Origin of the sequence: Bacillus sp. FSL K6-2971, assembly GCF_038006405.1 — a bacterium.
Classification (GTDB): Bacteria; Bacillota; Bacilli; order Bacillales; family Bacillaceae; genus Bacillus; species Bacillus pumilus.
Window position 1 is genome coordinate 1,973,434 of record NZ_JBBOVD010000001.1, and the last position, 26,580, is coordinate 2,000,013.

Annotated in this window: 34 protein-coding genes; 16 read left to right on the forward strand and 18 right to left on the reverse strand. The window is 39.9% G+C overall.

Annotation, left to right across the window (positions count from 1 at the left end):
• Positions 1-16 precede the first annotated feature (16 nt).
• From MHI33_RS10215 to sspO, 4 genes are all read right to left on the reverse strand, one after another.
• Complete coding sequence (locus MHI33_RS10215; RefSeq protein WP_044141405.1) at positions 17-445, reverse strand: DUF2621 domain-containing protein; 429 nt, start codon at positions 443-445, stop codon at positions 17-19.
• A 260-nt stretch (positions 446-705) separates the two neighbouring features.
• The gene (locus MHI33_RS10220) at positions 706-1,107 is read right to left on the reverse strand and encodes an Hsp20/alpha crystallin family protein (RefSeq protein ID WP_044141404.1); all 402 of its coding nucleotides are present in this window, start codon (positions 1,105-1,107) and stop codon (positions 706-708) included.
• Between the two features lie 102 nt (positions 1,108-1,209).
• Positions 1,210-1,356: a small acid-soluble spore protein P gene (locus MHI33_RS10225; RefSeq protein ID WP_044141403.1), complete on the reverse strand. Its 147-nt coding sequence runs from the start codon at positions 1,354-1,356 to the stop codon at positions 1,210-1,212.
• Positions 1,357-1,372: 16 nt separating this feature from the next.
• Complete coding sequence (gene sspO, locus MHI33_RS10230) at positions 1,373-1,519, reverse strand: small acid-soluble spore protein O (RefSeq protein WP_034660777.1); 147 nt, start codon at positions 1,517-1,519, stop codon at positions 1,373-1,375.
• A 220-nt stretch (positions 1,520-1,739) separates the two neighbouring features.
• On the opposite strand from sspO, the gene acnA reads away from it, so the two are divergent.
• The 7 genes from acnA (at position 1,740) to MHI33_RS10265 (ending at position 6,533) form a co-directional block, all read left to right on the forward strand.
• A complete protein-coding gene (acnA, locus tag MHI33_RS10235) occupies positions 1,740-4,469 on the forward strand; it encodes an aconitate hydratase AcnA (protein ID WP_065097370.1) in 2,730 nt (909 codons plus the stop codon).
• Between the two features lie 72 nt (positions 4,470-4,541).
• Positions 4,542-5,045: a TlpA family protein disulfide reductase gene (locus tag MHI33_RS10240; protein ID WP_340910971.1), complete on the forward strand. Its 504-nt coding sequence runs from the start codon at positions 4,542-4,544 to the stop codon at positions 5,043-5,045.
• Between the two features lie 70 nt (positions 5,046-5,115).
• The gene (locus tag MHI33_RS10245) at positions 5,116-5,241 is read left to right on the forward strand and encodes an FbpB family small basic protein (RefSeq protein WP_003211002.1); all 126 of its coding nucleotides are present in this window, start codon (positions 5,116-5,118) and stop codon (positions 5,239-5,241) included.
• Positions 5,242-5,292: 51 nt separating this feature from the next.
• Positions 5,293-5,436: an acid-soluble spore protein N gene (locus MHI33_RS10250; protein WP_008357830.1), complete on the forward strand. Its 144-nt coding sequence runs from the start codon at positions 5,293-5,295 to the stop codon at positions 5,434-5,436.
• A gap of 13 nt (positions 5,437-5,449) precedes the next feature.
• On the forward strand, positions 5,450-5,692 hold the full coding sequence (gene tlp / locus MHI33_RS10255) for a small acid-soluble spore protein Tlp (RefSeq protein ID WP_012010110.1): 243 nt from the start codon (positions 5,450-5,452) through the stop codon (positions 5,690-5,692).
• Between the two features lie 103 nt (positions 5,693-5,795).
• Positions 5,796-6,218: an acyl-CoA thioesterase gene (locus MHI33_RS10260; RefSeq protein WP_003211985.1), complete on the forward strand. Its 423-nt coding sequence runs from the start codon at positions 5,796-5,798 to the stop codon at positions 6,216-6,218.
• Positions 6,219-6,221: 3 nt separating this feature from the next.
• On the forward strand, positions 6,222-6,533 hold the full coding sequence (locus MHI33_RS10265; protein WP_065097372.1) for a hypothetical protein: 312 nt from the start codon (positions 6,222-6,224) through the stop codon (positions 6,531-6,533).
• Between the two features lie 39 nt (positions 6,534-6,572).
• Here MHI33_RS10265 and MHI33_RS10270 read toward each other — a convergent pair whose 3' ends face one another.
• Both MHI33_RS10270 and plsY read right to left on the reverse strand, forming a co-directional pair.
• Positions 6,573-6,860 (reverse strand): HesB/YadR/YfhF family protein, encoded by a 288-nt coding sequence (locus tag MHI33_RS10270; protein ID WP_065097373.1) that lies wholly within the window; start codon positions 6,858-6,860, stop codon positions 6,573-6,575.
• Between the two features lie 100 nt (positions 6,861-6,960).
• The gene (gene plsY, locus MHI33_RS10275) at positions 6,961-7,542 is read right to left on the reverse strand and encodes a glycerol-3-phosphate 1-O-acyltransferase PlsY (RefSeq protein ID WP_058015656.1); all 582 of its coding nucleotides are present in this window, start codon (positions 7,540-7,542) and stop codon (positions 6,961-6,963) included.
• Positions 7,543-7,696: 154 nt separating this feature from the next.
• Between plsY and MHI33_RS10280 the strand changes: the two genes are divergently transcribed.
• From MHI33_RS10280 to parC, 3 genes are all read left to right on the forward strand, one after another.
• Complete coding sequence (locus tag MHI33_RS10280; protein WP_185108826.1) at positions 7,697-8,110, forward strand: CoA-binding protein; 414 nt, start codon at positions 7,697-7,699, stop codon at positions 8,108-8,110.
• A gap of 415 nt (positions 8,111-8,525) precedes the next feature.
• Positions 8,526-10,493 carry a DNA topoisomerase IV subunit B gene (gene parE, locus MHI33_RS10285; protein ID WP_044141396.1) on the forward strand — a complete coding sequence of 656 codons (1,968 nt, stop codon included), beginning with the start codon at positions 8,526-8,528 and terminating at the stop codon, positions 10,491-10,493.
• A gap of 2 nt (positions 10,494-10,495) precedes the next feature.
• Positions 10,496-12,934 carry a DNA topoisomerase IV subunit A gene (gene parC, locus MHI33_RS10290; protein WP_340910979.1) on the forward strand — a complete coding sequence of 813 codons (2,439 nt, stop codon included), beginning with the start codon at positions 10,496-10,498 and terminating at the stop codon, positions 12,932-12,934.
• Between the two features lie 53 nt (positions 12,935-12,987).
• Here parC and MHI33_RS10295 read toward each other — a convergent pair whose 3' ends face one another.
• The 3 genes from MHI33_RS10295 to MHI33_RS10305 all read right to left on the reverse strand — a co-directional run bounded on the left by MHI33_RS10295 (position 12,988) and on the right by MHI33_RS10305 (position 14,859).
• Entirely contained in the window at positions 12,988-13,113 is a 126-nt protein-coding gene (locus MHI33_RS10295; protein ID WP_003210976.1) for a hypothetical protein, read from the reverse strand.
• A gap of 43 nt (positions 13,114-13,156) precedes the next feature.
• A complete protein-coding gene (locus tag MHI33_RS10300; RefSeq protein ID WP_003210975.1) occupies positions 13,157-13,492 on the reverse strand; it encodes a hypothetical protein in 336 nt (111 codons plus the stop codon).
• Between the two features lie 194 nt (positions 13,493-13,686).
• Entirely contained in the window at positions 13,687-14,859 is a 1,173-nt protein-coding gene (locus tag MHI33_RS10305; protein ID WP_340910981.1) for an MFS transporter, read from the reverse strand.
• A gap of 176 nt (positions 14,860-15,035) precedes the next feature.
• Between MHI33_RS10305 and MHI33_RS10310 the strand changes: the two genes are divergently transcribed.
• Positions 15,036-16,115, forward strand: a complete 1,080-nt coding sequence (locus MHI33_RS10310) for an isocitrate/isopropylmalate dehydrogenase family protein (protein ID WP_340910984.1) — start codon at positions 15,036-15,038, stop codon at positions 16,113-16,115.
• Between the two features lie 433 nt (positions 16,116-16,548).
• Here the strand turns inward: MHI33_RS10310 and MHI33_RS10315 are convergent, their stop codons facing one another.
• The 5 genes from MHI33_RS10315 to MHI33_RS10335 all read right to left on the reverse strand — a co-directional run bounded on the left by MHI33_RS10315 (position 16,549) and on the right by MHI33_RS10335 (position 20,816).
• On the reverse strand, positions 16,549-17,652 hold the full coding sequence (locus MHI33_RS10315) for a threonine synthase (protein WP_340910987.1): 1,104 nt from the start codon (positions 17,650-17,652) through the stop codon (positions 16,549-16,551).
• A 72-nt stretch (positions 17,653-17,724) separates the two neighbouring features.
• Positions 17,725-18,099, reverse strand: a complete 375-nt coding sequence (locus MHI33_RS10320) for a RidA family protein (protein WP_111911613.1) — start codon at positions 18,097-18,099, stop codon at positions 17,725-17,727.
• Positions 18,100-18,110: 11 nt separating this feature from the next.
• Positions 18,111-18,761 carry a helix-turn-helix transcriptional regulator gene (locus tag MHI33_RS10325; RefSeq protein ID WP_106065363.1) on the reverse strand — a complete coding sequence of 217 codons (651 nt, stop codon included), beginning with the start codon at positions 18,759-18,761 and terminating at the stop codon, positions 18,111-18,113.
• A gap of 162 nt (positions 18,762-18,923) precedes the next feature.
• The gene (locus MHI33_RS10330) at positions 18,924-19,604 is read right to left on the reverse strand and encodes a TetR/AcrR family transcriptional regulator (protein WP_340910992.1); all 681 of its coding nucleotides are present in this window, start codon (positions 19,602-19,604) and stop codon (positions 18,924-18,926) included.
• Between the two features lie 42 nt (positions 19,605-19,646).
• Entirely contained in the window at positions 19,647-20,816 is a 1,170-nt protein-coding gene (locus MHI33_RS10335; RefSeq protein ID WP_340910995.1) for an FAD-dependent oxidoreductase, read from the reverse strand.
• 257 nt (positions 20,817-21,073) lie between these two features.
• On the opposite strand from MHI33_RS10335, the gene MHI33_RS10340 reads away from it, so the two are divergent.
• Positions 21,074-21,253: a hypothetical protein gene (locus MHI33_RS10340; protein WP_268454605.1), complete on the forward strand. Its 180-nt coding sequence runs from the start codon at positions 21,074-21,076 to the stop codon at positions 21,251-21,253.
• A 72-nt stretch (positions 21,254-21,325) separates the two neighbouring features.
• Here MHI33_RS10340 and MHI33_RS10345 read toward each other — a convergent pair whose 3' ends face one another.
• The 3 genes from MHI33_RS10345 to MHI33_RS10355 all read right to left on the reverse strand — a co-directional run bounded on the left by MHI33_RS10345 (position 21,326) and on the right by MHI33_RS10355 (position 22,706).
• Positions 21,326-21,673 (reverse strand): DoxX family protein, encoded by a 348-nt coding sequence (locus MHI33_RS10345; RefSeq protein WP_044141374.1) that lies wholly within the window; start codon positions 21,671-21,673, stop codon positions 21,326-21,328.
• Between the two features lie 91 nt (positions 21,674-21,764).
• Positions 21,765-22,190 carry a MarR family winged helix-turn-helix transcriptional regulator gene (locus MHI33_RS10350; protein WP_044141373.1) on the reverse strand — a complete coding sequence of 142 codons (426 nt, stop codon included), beginning with the start codon at positions 22,188-22,190 and terminating at the stop codon, positions 21,765-21,767.
• A gap of 72 nt (positions 22,191-22,262) precedes the next feature.
• The gene (locus MHI33_RS10355) at positions 22,263-22,706 is read right to left on the reverse strand and encodes a TetR/AcrR family transcriptional regulator (protein ID WP_260564594.1); all 444 of its coding nucleotides are present in this window, start codon (positions 22,704-22,706) and stop codon (positions 22,263-22,265) included.
• A 28-nt stretch (positions 22,707-22,734) separates the two neighbouring features.
• On the opposite strand from MHI33_RS10355, the gene MHI33_RS10360 reads away from it, so the two are divergent.
• Genes MHI33_RS10360 through MHI33_RS10370 form a run of 3 tightly spaced genes read left to right on the forward strand, consistent with a single transcriptional unit; the run spans position 22,735 to position 24,368 of the window.
• Positions 22,735-23,079, forward strand: a complete 345-nt coding sequence (locus MHI33_RS10360) for an NADPH-dependent FMN reductase (RefSeq protein WP_412072059.1) — start codon at positions 22,735-22,737, stop codon at positions 23,077-23,079.
• Between the two features lie 36 nt (positions 23,080-23,115).
• Positions 23,116-24,039, forward strand: coding sequence for a DsbA family protein (locus MHI33_RS10365; RefSeq protein WP_340911002.1), 924 nt, complete (start codon positions 23,116-23,118; stop codon positions 24,037-24,039).
• Between the two features lie 11 nt (positions 24,040-24,050).
• Positions 24,051-24,368, forward strand: coding sequence for a monooxygenase (locus MHI33_RS10370; protein ID WP_113754948.1), 318 nt, complete (start codon positions 24,051-24,053; stop codon positions 24,366-24,368).
• Positions 24,369-24,477: 109 nt separating this feature from the next.
• Here MHI33_RS10370 and MHI33_RS10375 read toward each other — a convergent pair whose 3' ends face one another.
• Entirely contained in the window at positions 24,478-25,626 is a 1,149-nt protein-coding gene (locus MHI33_RS10375; protein WP_340911007.1) for an alpha/beta hydrolase, read from the reverse strand.
• A 168-nt stretch (positions 25,627-25,794) separates the two neighbouring features.
• Between MHI33_RS10375 and MHI33_RS10380 the strand changes: the two genes are divergently transcribed.
• A complete protein-coding gene (locus MHI33_RS10380) occupies positions 25,795-26,562 on the forward strand; it encodes a pentapeptide repeat-containing protein (protein WP_044141369.1) in 768 nt (255 codons plus the stop codon).
• Positions 26,563-26,580: the final 18 nt, after the last annotated feature.

A 26,580-nucleotide genomic window follows, 5' to 3' on the forward strand; every position in this document is an offset into this window, starting at 1 on the left:
CTTTTTATAAAGGAGGTTATTTTAATAATGCTTCATATGGCGTATGATCGATGTTTTTTTCTTGAAGACGCTTCAATAAAAACTTATGATCACGCTTTGGTGTAGCGATAATATAGCCGCGAATGATTAAGTCTAAATTAATGCTGGCAGCTTGTTCTTTTAAAGCCAGCTCGCCAATTTTTCCTGCAATTTTTTCTTTGGCGACATCTCTAAACAGCTCTGGAACAGGTAATACAAGTTCATTTAAAAGCTGTTTGTCTTCTTCCCGCCATAGGTGGAGGCTCTTTTGAATATATTCATCCTGCCAATCAAGCTCTGATTTCCCATCTTCCTTCGGCAATCGTTTTAAAAATTTGCGAAACATAAAAAAGCCACCGATTGCGAGTAATCCGATCATCACCGTGCCCCAAAATAAAATGAACCACAAAAACCAGCCGCTTAACATGTTCTCACCCCTTATACCTCTCGTCTCTCTATCTTATTTTACATGAAGACATGATAGAAGAAAATAACAAAAATGTATGTCTCTCATCTCTATGAACGCCTTTTTTCATTCATAACTGCCCATTTACTAGAAAGACCCAAACCATCTAGTAAAAAAAGAATACCTTATCATATAGCGACTCTACTATTTGGCCATGGTGGTTCGCAAAAGGTATTGACTTGACACGAACGGAAGAGAGCCCACCAAATGAAGGTGGGCTCTTAATGTTTGAAGTGCGGGATTTGAAAGGAAAAAGCCCCGCTTGAATGGTCAGAACTTTTTTTAATTCTTATCGAAATGATTCGGTTTTCGTATTCTGTTTCAATCTCTTTGTCGTTCAAGTAAAAAGGGAGCATTACACTTTTTTCAATTGGCTGTTCGCCTTTATCATTTGGCTTTTGTACTGTGTAAGCGAGAGTGAGCTCATGTCCAGCGAAGGTCAGCTTTACATCAGCGATCGACAGGGTGGAGACATCAATCTCAATAATATAATCACGGCTTGTTTCATAAAGGTCAATTGGGAGGTGTTCATCATACCAGGCAAATGGATCATCCATTAAAACATTAAGCCAATCATCTATTTCTAGAAAACCAGAGGAATTCGATTGCTTTTCATTCTCCATAAACACTCCTCCATCACATCTCATAATAAATGATATGTTGAGAACTGAAATGTGTGAAAGACCTAAAACATACCGCTTTGCCACGGGATGAGAGGAGAATGTTTACATATCGTGATGAGAATTGTGCTTTTGTCTTGTGTGGTTGCGGTTTTTCACTTTTTTACTGCCTGATAATGGCTCAGGCTGTCCGCCTTGATGCTCCTTAGGCGAGTTTTGACGGATGTCTTTCCCTGAGTTTTTATTCGTCATGATGCTTGCTCCTTTCTTATTGGTTTTTTTTACGTTTTTTATTGTTTTGTCTTTGTTCTTCTGTTAAAACGAGTTGGTCATCTTCAATGTAGCCTGCACCATTCCCTTGGCTTTTGGCTGCGTTCATGCCGTCAATCACATGATTTGCTTTACGTTTTGTCATGTTCTATCACCTCAATTGTAGTATGAACCTGCCCTGCTTGGATTATGAAGAGTAATCATTTCCTAGTGATAAGATAAACTTATTGAATTTAATAAAAGCATTGTTATTTACTTATGTATGAATTTGTTTTAAGATGAAATTGTGAGAAAATTGTGGTGAAATACGACGATTTTTCTGAGAATTGAAATTGATCTTGATCATCAAAAGGGGGATTTTGGATATGTCGAAACAGCAGCAAGTCGCTAAACAAGACGCTTTTCAATCTAGAAAAACGTTTTCGACAAATGGGAAAACGTATCACTATTATTCGTTAGAAGCACTAGAGAAACAAGGAATCGGAAATGTTTCTAAGCTGCCTTATTCCATTAAGGTACTTTTAGAATCAGTGCTTCGCCAAGTAGACGGTAGAGTGATCAAAAAGGAACACGTTGAAAACTTGGCAAAATGGGGAACTGCCGAGGTCAAAGAAATTGATGTTCCATTTAAACCTTCTCGTGTTATTTTACAAGACTTCACGGGTGTACCAGCCGTCGTTGACCTTGCTTCTTTAAGAAAAGCAATGGCAGATGTAGGCGGGGATCCGGATAAAATCAACCCTGAAATTCCAGTTGACCTTGTCATTGACCACTCAGTACAAGTTGATAAAGCTGGAACTGAAGATGCATTAAACATTAACATGGATTTAGAATTCGAACGTAACGCAGAGCGTTATAACTTTCTTAGCTGGGCAAAGAAAGCGTTTAATAACTATCAAGCTGTTCCGCCTGCAACAGGAATTGTTCACCAAGTAAACTTAGAGTATCTTGCAAGTGTTGTTCATGCGATTGAAGAAGATGGCGAGATCATCACTTACCCAGATACATTGGTTGGTACTGACTCTCATACAACCATGATCAACGGGATCGGCGTACTTGGATGGGGCGTTGGCGGTATTGAAGCGGAAGCTGGTATGCTCGGTCAGCCTTCATACTTCCCAGTACCAGAAGTCATTGGTGCTAAATTAGTTGGAGAGCTTCCAAACGGAACGACTGCAACTGACCTTGCATTAAAAGTGACACAAGTTCTGCGTGAAAAAGGCGTAGTGAACAAATTCGTTGAATTCTTCGGACCTGGAGTTGCACAGCTGCCGTTAGCAGATCGTGCAACGATTGCGAACATGGCGCCTGAATACGGGGCTACTTGCGGATTCTTCCCAGTAGATGAGGAAGCTCTTGCTTACCTTCGCCTTACTGGACGTGATGAAGAGCAAATTAATATCGTTGAAGAATATTCTCGCGCAAATGGCTTATTCTATACGCCAGATGTAGAGGACCCAATTTTTACGGATGTTGTGGAAATTGATCTTTCTAAAATTGAATCAAACTTATCTGGTCCAAAGCGTCCACAAGATTTGATTCCACTTTCAGATATGAAAGAGACGTTCCATCAGCACATTGAAAGCCCAGCTGGTAACCAAGGGTTTGGATTAGAAAAATCAGAGCTGGATAAACAAATTGAATTTGATCTAGCAAATGGTGAAAAAGCTGTGATGAAGACAGGTGCGATTGCGATTGCAGCGATTACGAGCTGTACGAATACATCGAACCCATATGTCTTAATTGGAGCAGGTCTTGTTGCGAAGAAAGCAAGTGAGCTTGGTATGAAGGTGCCAAACTACGTGAAAACGTCACTAGCGCCAGGTTCTAAGGTTGTTACAGGATACCTCGTGAACTCAGGACTTCTTCCATACTTAAGAGACCTTGGATTTAACATCGTTGGGTATGGCTGTACAACATGTATCGGTAACTCAGGACCGCTTGCGCAAGAAATTGAGGATGCTGTCTCTGAAAATGATCTGCTGATCACTTCTGTTTTATCAGGTAACCGTAACTTTGAAGGACGTATCCATCCGCTTGTGAAAGGAAACTACCTTGCATCTCCACCATTAGTTGTGGCGTATGCACTTGCTGGTACGGTGAATATTGATTTAACAAAAGACCCTATCGGTGTGGATAAAAACGGTGAGAACGTTTATTTCAATGACATTTGGCCATCAATGGACGAAATCAACAGTGTCGTGAAAAGCACAGTGACACCTGAACTCTTCCGTTCAGAGTATGAAACTGTATTTGACAGCAATGACCGCTGGAATGAAATTAAAACGACGGACGATGCATTGTACAAATGGGATGAAAATTCCACATACATTGATAACCCGCCATTCTTTGAAAACCTATCAGTTGAACCTGGTAAAGTTGAACCGCTTAAAGGCTTGCGCGTAGTGGCGAAGTTCGGTGATTCTGTCACAACGGACCATATTTCTCCTGCTGGAGCGATTGGTAAGGACACACCTGCGGGTAAATACTTGCAAGAAAGAGGCGTATCGCCTAGAGACTTTAACTCATACGGATCTCGCCGTGGTAACCACCATGTCATGATGAGAGGTACTTTTGCAAACATCCGTATTAAGAACCAAATCGCACCAGGAACAGAAGGCGGATATACAACGTACTGGCCAACTGGTGAAGTAACATCCATTTATGATGCATGCATGCGTTATAAAGAAGATGGAACAGGTCTTGCGATCTTAGCAGGTAAAGACTACGGTATGGGTTCTTCACGTGACTGGGCTGCAAAAGGAACAAACCTTCTTGGAATTAAATTCGTTCTAGCTGAAAGCTTTGAGCGTATCCACAGAAGTAACCTTGTCTTCATGGGTGTACTTCCGTTACAGTTTAAAGACGGAGAAAGTGCAGAAACTTATGGACTAACAGGAACAGAAACATTTGAAGTTGAAGTTGATGAAACAGTTCGTCCACGTGATCTTGTCACTGTGAAAGCAATTGATACAGATGGCAATGAGAAAACATTTGAAGTGGTTGTTCGCTTTGACAGTGAAGTCGAAATTGACTACTATCGTCATGGTGGTATCCTTCAAATGGTACTTCGTGAAAAATTGGCAAGCAACTAATACTCATACAGCAAAGAAGAGAAGGCGCCTAGACAGCTTTCTCTTCTTTTTTAAAATAGTGGAGGATCCATCATGTGGAAAAAAGGAATGGCAAGCGCTGTTTTACTTGTGTTGATTGGTTTACTTGTGTGGAATTTACTTGAACCAAAAGAGCCCGCAATCGGTCTTGAAAAAGGGGATCAGGCCCCTGATTTTGAGCTTAAGACCCTAGACGGTCAAACGGCCTCGTTATCTGATTACCAAGGGAAAAAGGTGCTCGTTAATTTTTGGGCGACATGGTGTAAGCCATGTAGGACAGAAATGCCAGATCTAGATGCGATTAGAAGTGAATATGATCAGGTCGAAGTACTTGCGGTGAATTTGACGACCACAGAAAAAAGTGTAGATCATGTTGCAACATTTGCAGATGAATTAAAGCTGAGCTTTCCTATTTTATTGGATCAAAAAGGCATTCAAGCACGATATCAGGTGCTTTCATACCCCACGACATACATATTAGATGAAAAAGGACGCATCATGTCTGTGAAGCATCAAATGCTGACAAAAAAAGAAATTGAGCAAGAGCTGGATCTATAATGATTCAGCTTTTTTGCTTATTTTCTAAATGTTTTGGCGAAAATGAAATACAACACTGGAGGTGAGTACAATGAGAAGAAGAAAACGACGTACATTTGAAGAGCTTGTACTTGAAAATAAAAAAGAATTATTAAGCAATGAGGAATTTTTAAACCAGCTTGAAGAAAAGTTGGAAGAGCGATTTAGACAGAAATAAGTTATGAATTATCCTTTTTCGTTCATCCTAAAGAAGAGGGAGGGATGAATGATGGGTAGAGAGCATGATAAACAAGCGCAGTTTACACCAGACCATTTAGGGACAAAACCTGTAGCATACAAACGCAATAAAGGTAAAAAGATGCATAATAAATCAAATGAACAGCCTGATGTGATCCAGACGAAGGGCGAATAAGGAGGGTATTAAGATGAATGAAAAGTCATATCAATCCAATCCAGATGATCGTTCTGATAATGTTGAAAAGCTACAAGATATGATCGAAAACACCCTTGACAATATCGATGAATCTGAAGCAGCGATGGCCCTTTCGACAGATCAAGAAAAACAGATGATCAAGCAAAAAAATGAAAATCGAAAAATGAGCATTGATGCCATGCGTTCTGAGATTAAGGACGAAGAAGCAGCAAGAAAAAATGGCTATACTGAATAAACTAGGGATCCCTGGTTTATTTTATTGCCTCCTTTTAGAAGAACCATTTCGATTGTGGTAAAATGGCAGAGATCTTAGGTTTTGATAGGAGAGCGATGAAAACGTGTATGTATCTAAAAAAGAAATAGAAGTCCGTTATGCAGAAACAGACCAAATGGGCATTGTGTATCATGCCAATTATTTAATCTGGATGGAAGTCGGCAGAACTGCACTGATTAAAGAATTAGGATTTTCCTATGCACAGCTAGAAGCAGACGGTGCTCTTGCACCCGTTATAGATTTGCAGGTGAAATATAAAAAACCACTCTTGTACGGTGAAACAGCGACCGTTCATACTTGGATTGAAGAATACAATGGACTCAAAACGGTGTATGGCTACGAAATTCAAAAGCCTGATGGACAAACAGCGATTACAGGGACAACCTCGCATATTTGTGTAGACAAAGACACATTTAGACCGATTCAATTTAGAAAAGCATTTCCTGCCTGGCACAAAGTATATGAACAGTCGAAAAAGCAGGTCTAATTCATGGCGTTTGGTATTAAAAGAAGCGATTTAAATGCGTGGAAATCAGCTGTTCAGCAAGGAGAAATGGCTTTTTTAACCCATTATTGGCTTGATGACCGTTTCCCGCATGCCAATACCGTCACTAAAGCAGCCTGTCAGGATATGAAGCAGTTAATTGAGTGGGGAGAAAAACATGGGCTCAAAAAAGAATGGATTCACGACCGTGCAGGGTTTCCTCACTTTGACTTGATCGGTGAAACGCAAAAAAGAATCCTACAAAAGGAGCGGTCTTTAGGAAACATTCAGGAATATGGGCTATATATTGAAGGATAAAACAAAAAAGATACCCGAGGGAGGAGGTATCTTCTTTGTTTATTCATAATGAAATTCTGGTTCTTTTACAGACTCGTTATAATCAATATGCAGATCATGGTTGTCAAAATACCAAATATCACTTTCTTCCACGAAGAAAGTAATACCTTCTATTTCAGCGGTTGCGCCGGCATTTTGAGGTTCATCTTTTGCGACGCCGAGAGAAAAGCCTTTTTGTACATTACTGCACCCGCCATATCTCACAAAAAAGCGAACTTGATCACCTTTTTCTAAATCTAATTCATCCTTGTACCAACTGAGTGCATCTTCTTTAATCGTTAATTTCAATGTGATCGCCCCTTTTTTGAAGTCATGCTGTTTTTTAAAATGCAGGATGCAAAAAACAGCTTTTCTTTACTTTTACCACAGAATGAAACTTATGAAACGGCTAGAGCCATTTGATTTTCGGTTCAGTTTTGTTGAGGATTCGTTTGAGGTTGGCGATGTGTCTGTAGATCACAAAACCAGCAAGAACGGCAACAACAATGATTAAGAATACGTCTTTGGTGAATATGCTGTAAATGAATGTATAGATGCCGGTCAGCATAGATGATAATGAAACATATTTACTAATGTATAAAAATAAGAAAAAAGCAGCGATCATCGTGATAAATAAGAATGGGGCATAAAATAATAACACGCCGCCAGATGTAGCGACTGCTTTTCCCCCTTTAAATTTTGCAAAGATAGGAAAGCTGTGACCGATAACAGCAGCAACTCCTGCTAATAAGGGATGAATGTCCAGTTGCATGAAAAACGGTAAAGCAGAAGCGAGAGTCCCCTTTAAAATATCAGCAGAAATAACAATAGACCCTGCTTTCACGCCAAGCGTACGAAATGCATTCGTCGCACCTAGGTTTCCGCTGCCATGTTCACGGATATCAATACCCTTTGCAGCTTTCCCGACAATGAGACCGGATGGAATACTGCCGAGAAGATAAGCCAAAATAAACATCAAAGCAATTAACATCTGCATAACTCCTTTATATTCTCCCTCTTGTCTTACATTTTAACATGATCTTATGAAAAACATGGGGATCTTTTTTTGAAAAAATCAAATGCAGATGGATTCGGCTTTGTTTTTAAGCAGAAGTTCGCTAAAATAGAGGAAAAGGGGTGTTTGGATGAATCATCCTTCGAAACAAGAAATTGGCCGTATATTAAAAAGCAGTAAACGAATTGCTGTTGTTGGTTTATCAGATCAGCCGCACCGAACGTCTTATATGGTGTCTAAAGCGATGCAGGATGCCGGTTATGAGATCATTCCGGTGAATCCAACGATCGATGAAGCACTTGGTGTGAAAGCAGTCGCTTCACTAAAAGAAATCAAAGAGCATGTTGATATCGTCAATGTATTTAGACGTTCAGAGTTTTTGCCCGAGGTGGCTGAAGAATTTCTCGAAATAGACGCACCTGTTTTTTGGGCGCAGCAAGGCATCTATCATGAAAAAGCGAAAAGGCTGATTGAGGAAAATGGCAAGGTCGCCATCATGGATTTATGTATCAAGGTGGCTCATGCAATGACAAAAACTCATTAAATCGTCAAAAATCCTTGGTTTTCAAGGATTTTTGCTTTTTTGTTGTAGAAATATATTTGCGATTCTAGAAGAAAGCGATAAAATAAGGCGACAGGGACATATCGGTGATCTTGCATATCAAGAAAAAGAGCGATAAGATAAAGGTAGAACATTTGTTCTGTTTTGTAAAAATCATCATATGATTGCATTTGGCTTATCAAACAGTCTTGTTTATAATGGACTTCTAGTTCTCATTGCAGAATGTAGAACATTCTCATAGCCGTGCAAAGGAGCATGTTTTGTTGAACCACACATGCATGGTGATGATGCAGCTTATTAAAGTGGACAGTAATGAGCAGCATGATCATCATTAAATTCTAGAGAGATCATTTGATGGTTTGCCGGTTATGTTTGTTAGTGAAAGGGGATTAAGCATTTGGTTAAAAAGCAGCAAGTAGATTATAACGATGATTCCATTCAGGTGCTAGAGGGACTTGAAGCGGTCCGTAAACGTCCAGGAATGTATATTGGGTCAACGGATTCACGCGGTCTCCATCACCTTGTCTATGAGATTGTAGACAACTCTGTCGATGAAGTACTCGCTGGCCATGGAGATCATATCGTTGTCAAAATACATAAAGATAACAGCATTTCCGTTCAGGATAAAGGACGCGGGATGCCTACTGGTATGCATAAGCTTGGAAAACCGACACCTGAGATCATTTTAACGGTCCTTCACGCAGGCGGAAAATTTGGTCAAGGCGGATATAAAACAAGTGGTGGGCTTCACGGAGTTGGGGCATCTGTTGTAAACGCGCTGTCAGAATGGCTCACTGTCACAATTGAACGTGATGGCTATATATATCATCAGCGGTTTGAAAACGGCGGAAAACCTGTGACGTCACTTGAAAAAGTCGGAAAAACGAAAAAAACTGGAACACTGATTCATTTTAAACCAGATCGATCCATGTTCAGCGTTACAGCCTATAATTTCGATACGTTATCAGAACGTTTAAGAGAATCTGCCTTTTTATTAAAAGGATTAAAAATAGAGCTGATTGATGAACGACATGATGTACAAGAAACCTTTTATTATGAGACAGGCATTGAAGCCTTCGTTGCTTATTTAAATGAAGAAAAAGATGTTCTGAGTGAAGTGGTCTCATTTGAAGGAGAGCATCAATCCATCGAAGTAGACTTTGCATTTCAATTCAATGACGGCTACTCGGAAAATATTCTTTCTTTCGTCAATAACGTTAGAACAAAAGATGGCGGTACGCATGAGTCTGGTGCCAAAACGGCGATGACAAGAGCCTTTAATGAATATGCGCGCAAAGTAGCCCTTTTAAAAGAAAAAGACAAAAATTTAGAAGGCACTGATATTCGCGAAGGGCTGTCTGCTATTATTTCTGTTAGAATTCCTGAAGAACTGCTTCAATTTGAAGGCCAGACAAAAGGAAAGCTTGGGACAAGTGAGGCTCGCTCAGCTGTTGATGCTGTTATTTCTGAAAAACTGGCTTATTTCCTTGAAGAAAACCGTGAAACAGCGACTCTTCTTGTGAGAAAAGCGATTAAAGCGCAGCAGGCAAGAGAAGCTGCTAGAAGAGCACGTGAAGAAGCAAGGAGCGGCAAGAAACGGAAAAAGTCCGAAGCAACACTGAGCGGAAAATTAACACCTGCTCAATCTAGAAACCCAGCAAGAAACGAATTGTACCTAGTAGAGGGCGACTCAGCGGGCGGGTCAGCAAAACAAGGACGTGACCGTAAATTCCAAGCAGTGCTGCCGCTTCGTGGAAAGGTCATTAACACAGAAAAAGCGAAACTTGCTGATATTTTCAAAAATGAAGAAATCAACACCATTATTCATGCGATCGGTGGAGGCGTCGGTGTCGATTTTAACGTAGAAGACATCAATTATGACAAAATCGTGATCATGACAGATGCTGACACAGATGGAGCCCATATTCAAGTGCTTCTGCTCACGTTCTTCTACCGCTATATGAAGCCGCTGATTGAGCATGGCAAAGTGTTTATTGCACTACCGCCTTTATATAAAGTCAGCAAAGGCTCAGGGAAAAAAGAAGTTATTGAGTACGCATGGTCTGATGAAGAAATGGATGACGTACTGAAGAAAGTTGGAAAAGGGTACACGATTCAGCGCTATAAAGGTTTAGGTGAAATGAACGCCGACCAGCTATGGGAAACGACAATGAATCCAGAATCGAGAACACTTGTCAGAGTCAAAATCGACGATGCTGCACGTGTGGAACGCCGCGTCACGACATTAATGGGTGACAAAGTAGAACCACGACGTAAATGGATTGAAAAGAATGTCGCCTTTGGACTTGATGAGGAAAGTAACATTCTTGAAAATGAAAACTTGTCGCTAGCTGAGGAGGTTTAAACATGGCACAACAAGAACGATTTCATGATTTACCATTAGAAGAAGTAATCGGAGACCGGTTTGGTCGCTATAGTAAATATATTATCCAAGATCGTGCGCTTCCAGATGCGCGAGATGGACTAAAGCCTGTACAACGAAGAATTTTATATGCGATGTACGCAGAAGGAAACACGCAAGATAAAAACTTCCGTAAAGCCGCGAAAACAGTCGGTAACGTGATTGGTAACTATCATCCGCACGGTGACTCATCTGTTTATGAAGCGATGGTGAGAATGAGTCAGGATTGGAAAGTACGGAATGTGCTCATTGAGATGCATGGAAATAACGGGAGTATCGATGGTGATCCGCCTGCTGCCATGCGTTATACGGAAGCAAGGCTTTCTGCGATTGCTTCAGAGCTATTAAAGGACTTAGACAAGGAAACGGTCGAGTTGGTCGCAAACTTTGATGATACAAGTAAGGAGCCCGTTGTTTTACCAGCGATGTTTCCAAACCTTCTCGTGAATGGATCAACAGGGATTTCCGCTGGTTATGCCACTGATATCCCGCCGCATCATCTAGGAGAAGTGATTGATGGTGTCATTAAACGAATCGAACAACCGGATTGTACGGTTGAGGATTTAATGACGGTCATCAAAGGTCCAGATTTCCCAACAGGCGGTATCATTCAAGGGGTAGACGGCATTAAGAAGGCTTATGAAACAGGCAAAGGAAAGATCATGATTCGCGGAAAAGCGGAGATTGAAACCATCCGCGGCGGGCGCCAGCAAATTGTGATCACAGAGATTCCTTATGAAGTGAATAAAGCCAACCTTGTCAAAAAGATGGACGAGTTCCGAATTGAAAGAAAAGTGGAAGGAATTTCTGAGGTTCGAGACGAGACTGACCGGACTGGGCTTCGAATCGTAGTAGAGCTGAAAAAAGAAGCAGATGCAAATGGTGTTTTGAATTTCTTATATAAAAACTCAGATCTGCAAATCCCATATAACTTTAATATGGTAGCGATACATAATCGTAGACCAACCTTAATGACGCTGACAACTATACTTGATGCATATATTGCCCATCAAAAAGAAGTGGTGACGAATCGCTCAGCATATGAGCTTCGAAAAGCGAAGGAACGCCACCATATTGTAGACGGATTAATTAAGGCGCTATCCATCTTAGATGAAGTCATTGCCACAATCCGCTCTTCTAATGATAAGCGAGATGCGAAAAATAACTTGATGGATAAATATGACTTTACAGAAGCACAATCAGAAGCGATTGTTTCCCTCCAGTTATATCGTTTAACGAATACAGATATTACGCAATTAAGAGACGAAGCAAGTGAGCTTGATGTGCGTATAGCAGAACTTGAAGACATTTTAGGTAACGAGAAAAAGCTGCTAAAGGTCATTACAAACAGTTTGAAAAAGCTCAAAAAGACATATGCTGATGAGAGACGATCTCTCATTGAGGAAAAAATCGAAGAAATTAAGATTAACCTTGAAGTGATGATCGCCTCAGAGGATGTTTACGTCACGGTGACGAAGGATGGGTACATCAAACGGACAAGCCAGCGCTCCTATGCTGCTTCTAACGGTAAGGACTTTGGCATGAAGGATACAGACCGCCTGATTCATCAGTTTGAAATGAACACAACAGATGTCCTTCTATTGTTTACGAATAAAGGGAGCTACATTTATTGTCCTGTGCATCAACTGCCAGACATACGCTGGAAAGACATGGGGCAGCATATCACGAATATCATTTCAATTGATCGTGATGAATCGATCCAAAAAGCCATTCCAATTAAAGAATTTGATGAAACGTCGTATCTTCTATTCTTTACAAAAGGCGGAATGGTGAAGAAAACAGAGCTTCTGCAATATAAAGCGCAGCGTTATTCGAAACCGCTTGTCGCCTTGAACCTAAAAGGGAACGATGAACTCGTGGATGTCCATGTGACATCAGGACAGCAGGAATTGTTTATTGCGACGAAAAATGGTTATGGATTGTGGTTTGATGAAGAAGAAGTAAGTGTTGTTGGTCCGAGAGCGGCTGGTGTCAAAGGGATCAACTTGAAGGATGGGGACGAAGTAGTCTCTGGCCAGATCATTGATCCGAAAAACAATGTCCTCGTGCTGACAACGCAAAGAGGGGCTGTGAAGCGAATGAACCTCTCTGAATTTGATAAAACATCTAGAGCCAAACGCGGAGTTCTGATGTTAAGAGAATTAAAGAAAAACCCGCACCGTATTGTGGCTGTCATTGCTGCATCACTGCACGATACACTTGAAATTGATACGGATAAGGGTTCAACGATTCCGCTTGATATCTCTACTTTAAGGGCGAATGACCGCTATAGCAATGGATCATTTATTGTAGATGAGGAAGAGCAGGGAGAAGTAACGCATGTCCTTGTCACACCTCAACCTGCACCAGATGACAATAAATAAGCAAACGAAAACCCCCTGCGATAAACAGGGGGTTTCTTTTATATACGGGTCATTTAGCTCTCGTGGCTGCCAAACATGTTTGTAATGGCGTGCACTACTTCAATTCCTTGGTAGACGAAAAGAGAAAGTGAAGTGACAGAGAATAGACCTAGAATGAATACTCTTAAGAAAAATAACATCGTGTAAAACCTCCCAATATTTGTTTTGATTTAGATGGTTGGGTTAAACACGAGATAGTCGGAAATAAGAAGATTGATAGAACACTGCAAGTAAATGCTTCTTTTTCCGGTCATATTGATCAGTATGAGTGATGCGTGCAAATCCAGCTGTCATACTGCCAATCATCAGCAGTACTGTAAATGCGGCAAATACTGCGCTCACATGTTTTTGTTTCTTTTCATCGCCCATGGTCTGAGCGATTTTCATCTCATGTGATTCTTGATCGGCAACCACCTTTGCATGATGGTATACTTGAACGGAATGAGGCATTGAGAACAAATGAAAACTTGCGAGCGCTATGAATAAGACAGCTAATTTTAGCAGCATATTTTTTTTCATTTATCTCACCCCTTCCTGTTTATTTTCATGATCTTACCACGTTTTCTGTTATTTGAAAAGTCTTATTTTTTTACTTTCCCTCTTTAAAAAAGCGATAAACATCGGGACATCTATAGGACTGTTTCACTTCATGAAAGGTTTCAATTTTATTTTTTAATTTAAAAAAAGTGCCATGATCGAGGATCAGACACTTTTTAGTGAGAATGTAATGAATGTGGTTTTGCTACAGCTTTTGTAAAGATTCCCGCCATACATATAGCGAATAGAACAAATATAAAGGCATGAAGCAGTCCCACTTCATTGGCGAGCAGTCCTAAAATAGGAGGACCAGAAAGAGAGGCTTTGTAACCAGATAAGGTCACAATGCTGACGCGTTTGACGGCGTAGCGGCTATCATCACCAGCTGCCGAAATGGTTAGCGGGAAGCCTAAAGAAGCGCCAAGTCCCCATAAAAAGATGGATATCATACATACTACGAGTGAAATCTTTAAAATGACTAACAAGAGTCCGGCAGCTGCTGAAAAAATAGCGACTCTTAGCAATAACACCCTGCCAAATCGATCAATTAAACGTCCGCTGATCAGTCGTCCACTAATCATCCCGCACAAAAATAAAGCATAGATGACGGTACTCATGGAATGTGAAACCTGGTACCCATCTACCATCGCAAGGGGAATCCAATCATTTGCAGAGCCTTCTACAAATGCAAGACATAAGGCGATCATCGCAAGAGATATCGTCCGTTTGTTCAGCCATGCCGCATGAGAACCATCAGTTGTATCTGTTTGCTTCTCAAGCTGATCCTTTCCTGTCCCGTGCGGAATAAACCGTGTACAAATCAAAATACTGAGAAAGAAAAGAATGGCAATGATCAGAAGGTGAATCAACACAGATACCCCTAGATGGATAAAGAGAATGCCAGCACCTGCACCGATTAACGTGCCAATACTGAAGGAAGCGTGCAAAATAGGCAGGATGGTTTTCCTGATGCTGTACTCAATTTCTGTCCCTTCTAAGTTCATGGCCACATTGCACATGCCTGAGCCCGCTCCAAAAAGAAAAAGACCGGCTGTGACAACAAGGGTAGAAGAGAGCGTTGAACCAATAGCGAGAGTCGTGAATCCAGTGAACATCAAAAAAGCGCTGATCACAATGGCCACTCGTCCGCCTTTTTTTCGAACGAATATATTGGAAAGGACAAGTCCAACAATAGAACCAACAGATAAGCCAAGTAAAATAAGTCCCATTGTCCCTGTATTCGCTTGTAATAAATCTCTAACTTCTGGTGTCCGTGAAAACCATGTAGAGATGGAAATACCAGACATCGTGAAAATGATGATGATTGCTTTATACCATTTTAATTCCATCTAATCCCTCACATTTAATGATATATATTACAGAACAAATCTACTCGATTATAAATGAGACTTCCTGATTCGTAAATAACATGAGAAAAGGTCATGCTGAAATTTTAGTAACAAGAAATGGCGCCTTCACAATTCTTCTGGTGAGAAGTAAAATAAAGACAAAGGAGGCGGATTTTATGCAGTCATATCGAATCGGTGTATTGAAAGGTGATGGAATTGGACCAGAAATTGTACAAGCAAGTATGTGCATCTTAGAGGCAGCGCTGTCACAGTTTCATGAGTCATTTGTGGAATTTGTAGAATGTCCAATCGGTTTTGAAGCCATCCATTCTCTTCACCAAGATTCTGTGCCGACATCTACTAAAGACGAATTGAAAAAATGCCATGGATGGATTTTAGGGCCTCATGATTCTGCTTCATACCCAGACATATTTAAAGAGAGGAGAAATCCAAGCGGAGAGCTCCGTCATACGTTTGATCTATTTGCGAACATTCGTCCATCTCAATCGTTACCAGGGGTACAAAGCCTTGTACGAGACGTCGATCTCGTTATTTTTCGAGAAAATACAGAAGGCTTCTATCCAGATCGGAACATGTATCATGGGGTAGGAGAGTGGATGATTACACCAGATGTCGCTATATCTACAGGTGTATTTACAAAAAAAGCGATAACACGTATTGCTCATGCAGCCTTTCAAAGTGCGATGAAGCGCAGGCAAAAGGTTACTATTGTTCATAAGGCAAATGTTATCAAATTAGGGTCTGGCTTGTTTTTGCGAACATGCCAAGAGGTAGCAAAAGCGTATCCGCAAGTGGCGGTAGAGGATGTACATATCGATGCAATGGCGGCTCACTTAGTGAGGCGTGCAAGTGATTTTGATGTCATTGTGACAGAGAATATGTTTGGTGATATTTTATCTGATTTAACAGGTGAGCTAGTCGGAAGTTTAGGAATAGCGCCTTCATTAAATTGTAACGAAGACCAAGCCGTGGCACAGGCGGCACATGGATCAGCACCGGATATCGCTGGGCAGAATATCGCCAACCCAATTGGCATGATTCTTTCTACAGTGATGCTTTGTGACTGGTTACATGCGAAATATCATGATGAAAGGTTAAAAAAGACGGCAGCTCTTATCGAACGTACACTTCATAAGATCATGAAAATGAACATTAAAACGAAAGATTTAGGAGGAAACGAGACGACGACCCAATTCACAGAGGCATTCCTTCAAACCATGAATCTATATAAATAGAAGGGAGGGTCAACAAGAAAAGATGATCCACGGAGAATCTTTTCTATCTAATGATCAAACGCTGATGACAGATCGGAAAAAAAACAATCCATTTTAAAGGAATTGTTGGGCGCTTGCAGTGACATTGAATGTTGGATTTTGATTTTTTCTTTTTTGTCTCAATAAGATAAGTATACTTAGTGTTGAGACATCGAAAATTCATTCATGCTTTAACTTCCTAGAATATATATTATGTAAACTAATAAAAAGAAATGAATAAATATCAAAAACCTCTACTACCTCTTCAATAAATCAAATCGGTCATAAAGGTTTTTGAATCAAAGTGCATTTAATGAGCTGTCATCGGATCAGTTGACGTAACCTAACAGCAACGGTCTTACAAACATCTGGCATTAAGTAACTATCAGAATCCGAAAGATCCAGCAATGGAGGGTTATTTTGATTTAATCCCTGCACCACAAAGAGGTATGACAATGGTTTCTTCTGGTTCCTTTTGATATTTCATGTAGCCAGCTAAATTGACTGCAGATGTCACTTCGACATAAAATCCTTTTTCACTCAGTATAGATCGTGCATTTAAGATCTCATCTTCTTCAATATCAATAAACGTACCATTCGTATCTAGTACAGCTTCTAAAATTTGTTTGAATCGTGCTGGAGCAGCAATGGCGATCCCTTCTGCTAAGGTCCCTTTATTCGTCACAGGTGATGCTGATTTCTCTTCATTTTGATAAGCTTTCACAAGGGGTGCACAGTTTTTCGCTTGTATGGCCACGATTTTCGGTATGTTATGAATGAGACCATTTTCAAATAACTCTTTAAAGCCATAATATGCACCTAGGAGGAGAGTACCGTTTCCAACCGGAATGATTAAAGCGTCAGGTGCTCCTTTTAATTGCTCATAGATTTCATAGGCGTATGTTTTTGTTCCTTCAAAAAAATAAGGGTTATAGACATGACTTGCATAAAAAACGCTTTCATTGTCTACTGCCTTTTGTGCTGCAGCTGCAATGTCCTCTCGCGTCCCTTGAATTTCTTTAATCGTTGCTCCATGTGCTTTTATTTGAGCGACCTTTTTAGGTGAAGTGTCATCGCTTAGATAGATGTCACAGGCAATCTCGCAGCGTGCTGCATAAGCTGCAATCGCTGTTCCTGCATTCCCACTACTATCAGCAATCACTTTTGATACCCCGAGTTCCTTAGCCTTTGTCATTAGAACTGCGGCTCCTCGGTCTTTAAAGGATAATGTCGGCATCATATAATCAACTTTTACATAAGTGTTTGGCTCATTAGGATCTAGAACGATTAAAGGGGATTGACCCTCCCCCATTGTAACCGTTTCCCAAGTCTTAGAATCTTTTGAAAATGGCATGGTTTCAACATAACGCCATAATGAATTTGGATAGTGATCCCAAGCTGCGACGTCTATTTTTGGGGTATCTTTCACTAGATTTAATACTCCACCACAATCACATTTCCATAGAGTTGGTGTCATCTCATATTTTTCCCCGCAATGGTTACAAATCAATTGATTCATCAATCATCAACCCCTTCAAATATTTTTTTATACGAAATATAATTTTTTATATAGAGTAGGCAAAAAAAGATCTTAAATATATGAAATGGCATCCACTTCAATTTTGAAACCAAAATGTAATTCATTCGTTGGTACAATAGTACGTGCTGGTTTATGTTCACCGAAAAATTCAGTATAAACAGCATCGACTTTGTCCCATAAATGAATATCCGAAATGTATAATGTCATGCGCAAAATCTTTTCTTTTTTACTTCCAGCAGCCTCTACAATCATCTCTACATTCTTAAGCGCTTGTAATGTCTCTTCTTCAATGGGGCCGAACTCTTTTTCTCTCGTTTCGGGGTTGATGGCAAATTGTCCTGAAACATAGACCGTATTTTGATGAATGGTTGCGAATGCATAGTGTCCGTTTGATTTTAGATTTCCTACCTCGAGTATGCTTTCCATTTTGACACTCCTTATCTCGATTTATTTTTGATTTCATCCAAATAGCTATAGACGGTTACTTTGGAAATGCCTAACATAGAAGCGACCTTCTCAACAGATCCTTTCATTAAAAAAATGCCCTTTTCATCCATGAATTTAATTAGCTCAATTTTTTCATGACGTTTCATGACTGGATGAACACTGTTTTGAATGATTTGTTGAATCAATTGATCTACTATTTCTTCCACATTTTCAAGATCATCATTTGATGTTGTTTCTTTCTCTTGAGCTTCCACTTGTGTAGAAAGAAAAGTATCCATAAAATGTTGCATTTGATTTAGGGCTTCAACATCAAAATTGATACAGAAAGCACCGATCACTTTTTGCTTTGAATCACGTATTAATGAAGTCGAAGAACGAATCGTACGCTTATCTTCTGTTACAAATGTATAACCAGCCAGATAATCTTCTTTAAAATCTTCTGATTGTAATACAGTCTTTACTAGATGATCAAATGATTGGCCGATTTCTCTTCCTGTCACATGGTTATTTACTGTAAACATGACAGATGCTTGAGGGTTCGTTAAATCATGAATCACCACTTCACAATTTGGTCCAAACATTTTTGCAGTAGATTTTGCTAAAGGAATATAACTCTCTAATAAATTTTTAATATGTTCCATGCCTAAGCACCTCATTTTTTTATTCCACTAGATTATATAATTTTTTATATATAAATACAATATATAGATTTATTTATATATCATGATGCTCAAAAGATCATAAATGTGAAAATAACCATATAAAAAAAGCAGCCATTGACTGCTTTTTGCTTGTGCTCCTTTCTAATTGATTTCTTTCTGGATTCCATACAAAATGACGTCAATTCCCCATCGGAACCGTTCCATTGATACGGGATCACCTGAAAACATTTCTTCTTTTACACTATGAATGAAAGGAAAACGCGTTTTGTCTGCATTATGAAATGTTTTTTTTGTGTCTGAAATCTGCGAAGAGTCATGTTTCTTCCAAGAGACCTTTTCGTAAGCTACCGAAGATACGTATAACAGTAATAGGTCTACTCCCCATGCAGCGGATGTAGATTTGATTCCGCCTTTGTGCAATGCAGCGAGAATATGTTCGGTCAACTGAAGAAAGTTCGTTCCTTGTGGAATAGTAGAAAGAGAAATTTCAGCAAGACCAGGTTTTTCGAATAGCAGTAGGAAATAAGTCTGCAATATGTCAAATAACTGTTCTTTCCATGTGCCATTCTCTGAATCTGGGTAAACCATTTGGCCGAGACCATAATCCAATACGTAAGCACTGAGTTCTTGAAAATTGTTCACGTAGACATACAAGGATGCAGGTCCCGTATCCAATGCTTTAGCCACCTTACGCATACTCATGCCCTCTATTCCTTGCTCCTTAAGAAGCTCATAGGCCGTTTTCACAATGAGCTCACGGCTTAAGGGCTCTTTAGCCGGCCGAGACCGGCGACTTTTAATACGACGATTAGAATTGTTCATACTCTCTTTATAACATGTCAAAGTAAAATAGTAAATTGAGCATCAATCACCGTTTTCTTGAAAAGAATTCATCATATCTGCAAGCTTGACCGCAGCGTCTTTTGAAAAACACAGTTTTAAACTGTTCTCCGATTCATGAGCCTTTTCCGATGAATATTCGTACATCATGTCTTCGTATTCCTCAATGGCCTTTTCAATATCATGAGGATGTCGGACAATAGCAAGTGCAAGCTCCCTTGCATCAAACATCGCCATGTTTACACCCTCACCTGCGAATGGCGACATGACATGAGCTGCATCACCGATAAGCGTTACCCCTTTATGACGATACCATTTAAAACCGACAGGAAGCGTATAAATCCGTCTTGGGATGATGGCATCTTCTGCATAACGAATATAATTTTTCAACTGATCATCCCAATCACTAAATAACTCTAATAATTGTTCTTTTGCTTCTTTCGCTTGATGAAACGGTATACCACAAGTCTCGATCCAGTTGCGGTCTACCATAAGGCTTGCATACACTTTGATTCGTCCATCTCCGTTTAATTGACCAATCAGTCCTTTATGGTCTGCTAAAGCAAACATCTTACCACGTTTATTAAATTCAGCTAAATCAGGGTGGTGCCCCTCTACGCTTAGGACATTCAATTCCAGCATCGTGAGCCCAGAGTATTCAATATCCATATCTGTTAACAGAGGACGCACACGAGAAAAAGCACCATCAGCCCCAATCAAAAGGTCAACTGTCTCGACAACCCCGTTTTCAAAATGAAGCTCCGTCATGCCGCTTTCTAATGAAACACATCTTTCTAGTTTATATCCATATTTGATGTTTGCAGCATCAATTTGATCTAACAGCAGTTCGCACAACACACCACGATCAATTTCTGGACGAGTGCCTTTTTGATCTGATTCCGTTTCTTCATCTAAATAAATTCTTCCTGATTTATCAAGTAATCGGAAATCTTCTCCTTCATAACGGGCATTCCTTTGAAATTTCTCATAAACTCCTGCTTCTTTTAATGCTTTTTGACCTGTTTCTTCATGAATATCCAGTGAACCCCCTCGTTCAAGGCTCTTGTCATGCATCTCCCGTTCGTAGATGGTTGTTTGTATACCGTAATTCTGCAGAATTAAGGCGAGTGTTAGCCCCCCAGGTCCTCCACCAATAATAGCGATTTGCTTTTGGTTCTTAGATAATGCCGTCATCTTATGCATCTCCTCTTCCTTCATGGAAATCGTTTAAAACTACATCTCATTTATATTATAACGAACATTGTTCGTAAAGAACAGTGTTCGTTTGAAATTGTTTGTTTCATGATTGTGATTTAGTGATAAGAAACCAATCGCCCGCCATCATATGATACACTCCATCTAGGAAGGCTAAAGGTTGTCTAATCATAACAATAAAATTCTTGGATCAGTAGGTTTCCCTTGTTCTAATTCAGAGTGTAAGAGGTGTTTCTATGAATAAATTATTGGCAATGTTGATATTAGGATTGGGCTTTAGTGGTGCCGCTCTCATTCTTTCTGTCCCTTTGTTATTCAAATTCAAACTAGAACAATCTGGGCTGATGTTTGCTGCTGTATCAGCAGGCGCTTTCGCAGTTTCATGCCTAGTTCTTCGAAAACGATTCAATCGCTAAAAAAACCTAAACAAAATCTATCATTGGAACAATGGAGATTTGTTTAGGTTATTGTGACTTCTTGATATGAATTTAAAGAATGTGGTATAAGCTGACCCCAATACTGATAGCGAATAAAACAAGTGCAGGGATTGCTTTTTTAAAGGGATCTTTGGCCAATACGATCAGTGTAAATGCAGCTGCCAGCATCGTGCCTCCTAACAATAAGCCTGATAATAATGCTAATGTTGGCATCCATATGCCGGCTAGCATTCCAGCAGCGCCTATTAGCTCAAGAGCCCCCGTTAAAACATTGAAAAATGCGGGTAAACCAAATCGTTTGAACTCTTCTGCCATTTTTCCAGATATGATTTTCGTTCCTGTTAGGAAAAAGAAAACGGCCAATACAATTTGTAGAATAAGAATGAAAATAGTGATCACATCTTTCTAAGTTATTTGACCAAAAGGTGAAATTTATATGTCATAGCATATATCGTACAAAAATAGAGGTTGTTCCTACTTTACAGATTTATCAAGATGGATAGTCTGAATGGAATAATTTGTTTAAAAGTAATTTTAATTGTTGGATCTCTTCATCGCTTAATTGATGTGTCACAGTTCGATGTGCATCCATGACGACAGGAAGAATCGCCTTTTTGATCTCGTCCCCTTTTTCTGTTAAAAACAGGTGATGCGAGCGCCGGTCTTGTTCATTATAGATTTTTTTGACAAGCCCTTTTCGTTCCATTGACTGGATCATTCTTACGACAGTGGTTTGATTTTTATCAATGCCTTCTGCCAATTCCTTTTGAGTCGAGCCTTTTTCACGGCTAAGAATACTAATAATGCTCCACTGTTCTGGTGTAACTCCGTACGGCTTTAACCTATTCGTAAAATAATTCGTCATTTTCACATCAGTGCGATGAACGAGATAACCTATTAAATCATGTAACTTCATGTAAACACCCTCTAACAATTTTATATGCTATAGCATTTATATTAGTGGAGCGATTAAACATTGTCAAATTGTCTACCTGTTATGCTTAAAATCAATTCCTGACATGATATACGGTAATGCTGATTTGATAAATTCTTCTGAAGATATGTGCGAACTATTCTTTCTCCACTCAACAGAAGCTCCGTGAATTCCCCAGCTTAAAAAAACAGCCGTGACCTTTAACACTTGTTTTTCGACATTTGTATATTGATTCACTAACAATTGATAAAAAATAATTTCAAGCTGTTCTCGAACAATTGGAGCAAGTTCAGTTTCATATTCTACTTGGCAGCGATTATGCAGAGATTGTTGAAAACTGGCTAGCGCTTTAAATATATTCATCATTGTATCTTCATCTAGTTTACTATTATTAAAATTGATACTTTCTAAATTAATCGACAATACTTCTGAGAGTGTTTTATCTAATAAATCGTATTTATCCTCAAAATGATAATAAAACGTCGCCCGGTTAATCACGGCTGAAGCTCATGCATGGTCAAAAAAAGTGAGTGAGCTTGATGGTTTTATCTTTGTCACGCCTGAATACAACAAAGCGGTCACAGCTGGACTGAAAGATGCAATTGATTACTTATATACTGAATGGAACAACAAGGCAGCTGGAATTGTCAGTTATGGTTCTTCTCTAGGTGTGACAGCAGCAAATAACTTACGTTTAATTTTATCTGTTCCGGCTGTTGCAACAGTTCGTACTCAACCTGGGCTAAGTCTTTTTACTGACTTTGAACATATGACAACCTTTAAGCCAGCCGCGTTTCATGAGCAAACGGTTGATACGATGTTGTTTGAGGTCGTATCTTGGTCTACAGTTTTAAAAACCATTAGACATTAATGATCATGGATACTTAAATAGAAAAGAGGAAATAACTTGAAAAACAATGACATGTTTTGTGATTTAGAAACTGGTGTATGCGGTGTAGGTGAAGAAGATATCCAGGTCATTGACTTTCACCAGCCTAAAAAATCCATTACGCTCTACTATGTAACAGATCCGATTTGTTCTCATTGCTGGGCAATTGAACCTGTCCTGCGTCGATTTAAAGAGCAATACGGATATTATTTTCATTTCCAGACTGTGCTGGGTGGACTGCTAGAGAAATGGCATGACGGTCCAATAGACCCCGCAAACGGAATTTATAAACCTGCTGATGTTGCAGGTCACTGGAGAGAGGTCGGAGAACATTCTCGCATGCCAATTGATGGGTCCTTAATGATTGACAATCCTGTTCAATCCTCCTACCCGTCCTCTCGCGTGTTCAAAGTGATTCAAAAACATCACGGTGATGAACAAGCCTATACGTTTTTACGTCGTGCAAGAGAAGCACTATTTGCATTTAATCAAAATATATCTGAAATCACGGTTTTGATTGATATCGTCAACAACCTTGGACTGAACGGAGATGTTATTTTACATGAAGCGGAACTCCCTAGCGGACAAGACTTATTAAATCAAGATTTTGCTCTTGTTCGAGACCTCGGTGCAAGAGGGTTTCCGACCATCATCTTCGTCAATGAAGAAAATAAAGGAGTTAAAATCACGGGTGGTCGACCATTAGACGTCTATGTTGATGGATTAAAGCAAGCTTTAAACACTGTAGAGCTTCAACCGAAGAAGCTCCCAGCTGTTTCTGCCTTACTCGAAAAAGAAAAACTTCTATTCTCTAAAGAGATTGAAGTGATGTACGATATTGATCAATCGGATGTGCGGTCTTTTATGGAGAAAGAATTTTCACAAGAATCGTTTCATATGAAAGAAGTTCTAGGAGAACAGTATTTCACAACTTCAACATAAGGAGAATGGAGATGGCTTACGTATTACAAGTGGATTTTAAGATGAATGGCCCTTTCGGAGATGAATTGGCAAAAGAGTTTTCTGATTTAGCGAGAACTATTAATGAAGAGGACGGGTTCATATGGAAGATATGGACGGAGAACCCTGAGAAAAATGAGGCTGGCGGGATTTATTTATTCGAAACAAAAGAAGCAGCTGAAACATATCTCGATATGCATTCTAAAAGAATCACTAGCTTTGGCATAACAGACATCAATGCGAAAATCTTTGACATAAACTCTGAGCTGACTCATATCACAAAAGGTCCATCAAAAACGCATAAAGATTGATACACGAAAAAAGAGCGGTTGTTTGCTGCTCTTTTTGCTTATGAATTAAATAAGATATTCACCTTTAAACTGACTCTTTAAAAGGCTGCTATCAGCAGCTTCTCCTATCTCACTTGTTGCTGGTTTTCTTGGTTTTCTTGATTAAGTCTACACCATCATATGACAGGCTTTCTACAAGTACAGCCTTTTGCAGGATGTTATGATCAAAAAAGGTCTTCGTATAGTCCGTCACAAGATTACGCATCTCTAATGCATCCCTTGTGCCTCTAAGTTCCTCATCTACGCCGGTAAACACGATGTCACAGTAATCTAAATGTGCAGCACGATCAACGGAGAAATAATAGGTTTCCATGCTGTTGTTAGCGCCAATGATCGCATTCATATAATAATTCGGTTCAGAAAACAGCAGCAAAAAGGGTTTATTGAGGTCGCTGTCGAGAAGTCCGAATGCACCACTATCTAAGCCAACCCCGCAGACAAACCGGTCGTCATCCCGGCAAACAATAGCCGCTGTAGGCCCGCCATAAGAATGCCCGGCGATACCCATGCCCGTGTCGAGTAGCAGTCTGTCATGAAAGATGGACTTCCATTCTCCAGAGTCTAGTTTGTGAAGATAATCAGCTACGTACCTTACATCTTCTGCCTGTTGTTCACTATATCTTGTTAACTCGTTAATGATTGGCAAGGTAAGGATGTTATGGCACATCTCAATAGCCGTTTCATCGTCAGGGCGCATTTTCATCTTACTAGCCAGCGCCATCATCTCTGGATCTTCAGAAAACGCCATAATGACATCCGAAAAACCCTTTGATACATTCAACAGTTTCCCATCTTTCCGTTTATACATGGTGCTATCCTGATGACCGATACTGACGACAACATACCCTTGGCTTGCCATGTCTGTACAGATGGCTGTCCCCCATTCTGGTGAACCACCCCCGCCGCAAACATAGAATACCACTGGATAGCGCTCTTCCTTCTGAGAAAGAGCCAGGTCGTCGTAACAATGCGTTTTGATATCGATAGAGAAGAAGTTTATTTCCTTCAAATACTCAGTGACAAGCGGCTGGTCAATTTCGTAGACTTCAGGAAACATGTATGTGGATGGAGTCTTTCCTTTACTGCTATCAGATGGATAGTACATAAATGCGGTCAGTTCTCTTTTGGAGTGATCTGATGCCGTATACTCAAAATCCATCTGGATTCGGCCGGCTATATAGCTACCGATTGGTTCTGGGAATGTGTCATACCTTTTCATTCTTTTATGCCCCCTTCATCATGAAAATGGATATCTGTTCTTTGCTGGGTGAGTATCGTTTTGTGATATAATCTTGAGTCAAAGACAAGTGCTAAGAGAAATGAAATGAACTTGCTGAATGGACATCATAATGGTGAAAAGTTCTGAAGAAATGATAGGGTGATAGCGATGAGAAGACTTGAGTCTGGTATATCAATAGACAACGAATCATTTTCTGATATTGCCAGGTATGAAAACGAAACAATCAGCAAAACGACGATCATCAACTCAAATGTTCGTTCTCCTATTTTTTGGAGCTGTCACCTGGATCATCTTGTATTTGATACGTGTGATCTCACGAATGCAAGATTTTTTGCTGGTAGTACGATTGATCATTGTACTTTTAGTCGTTCAGACTTGCGTTCTGTGGGCATTGGCAAAAACGAAGCTGTCTTCACCAATTGCGTATTTTCTTCTTGCGATATGAGAGGAATGACATTGGAGAATGCTACGTTTATCGATTGCACTTTCTCTAAATGTAGATTCAATGACCGCGTATTACAGGCAGCAAATATCGTCAATTGTACCTTTGGTGGTAAGCTAATAGATATAACGTTTGAGGGAAATGGCAAACAAAAGCTGATCGCCGATTTTGAAAACTGTACCCTTGACGGTGTTCGTTTTACAGGCTGTGACCTGTCGGCATGTATTCCGCCAGCATCCAAAAGCCATCTCTATATTGAAAAGGTATCTGCACGTGTGAAAAAGGCCTTGAAGATGATAGACGATGACCCTGCACTTTCTGACGATGAACGGAAAATACTGGTGCGCAGTCTACGCAAGCTTGAGCATATGGAACAATATATTTTTAACACGAAACATATGGAGAAAATATATGGGGCTGCTTTTGTTGAGCGATTTTTCAGTCATCTTGAATGCAGCAAGAATCACACTTAACGTTTGCTGCATCCCTCC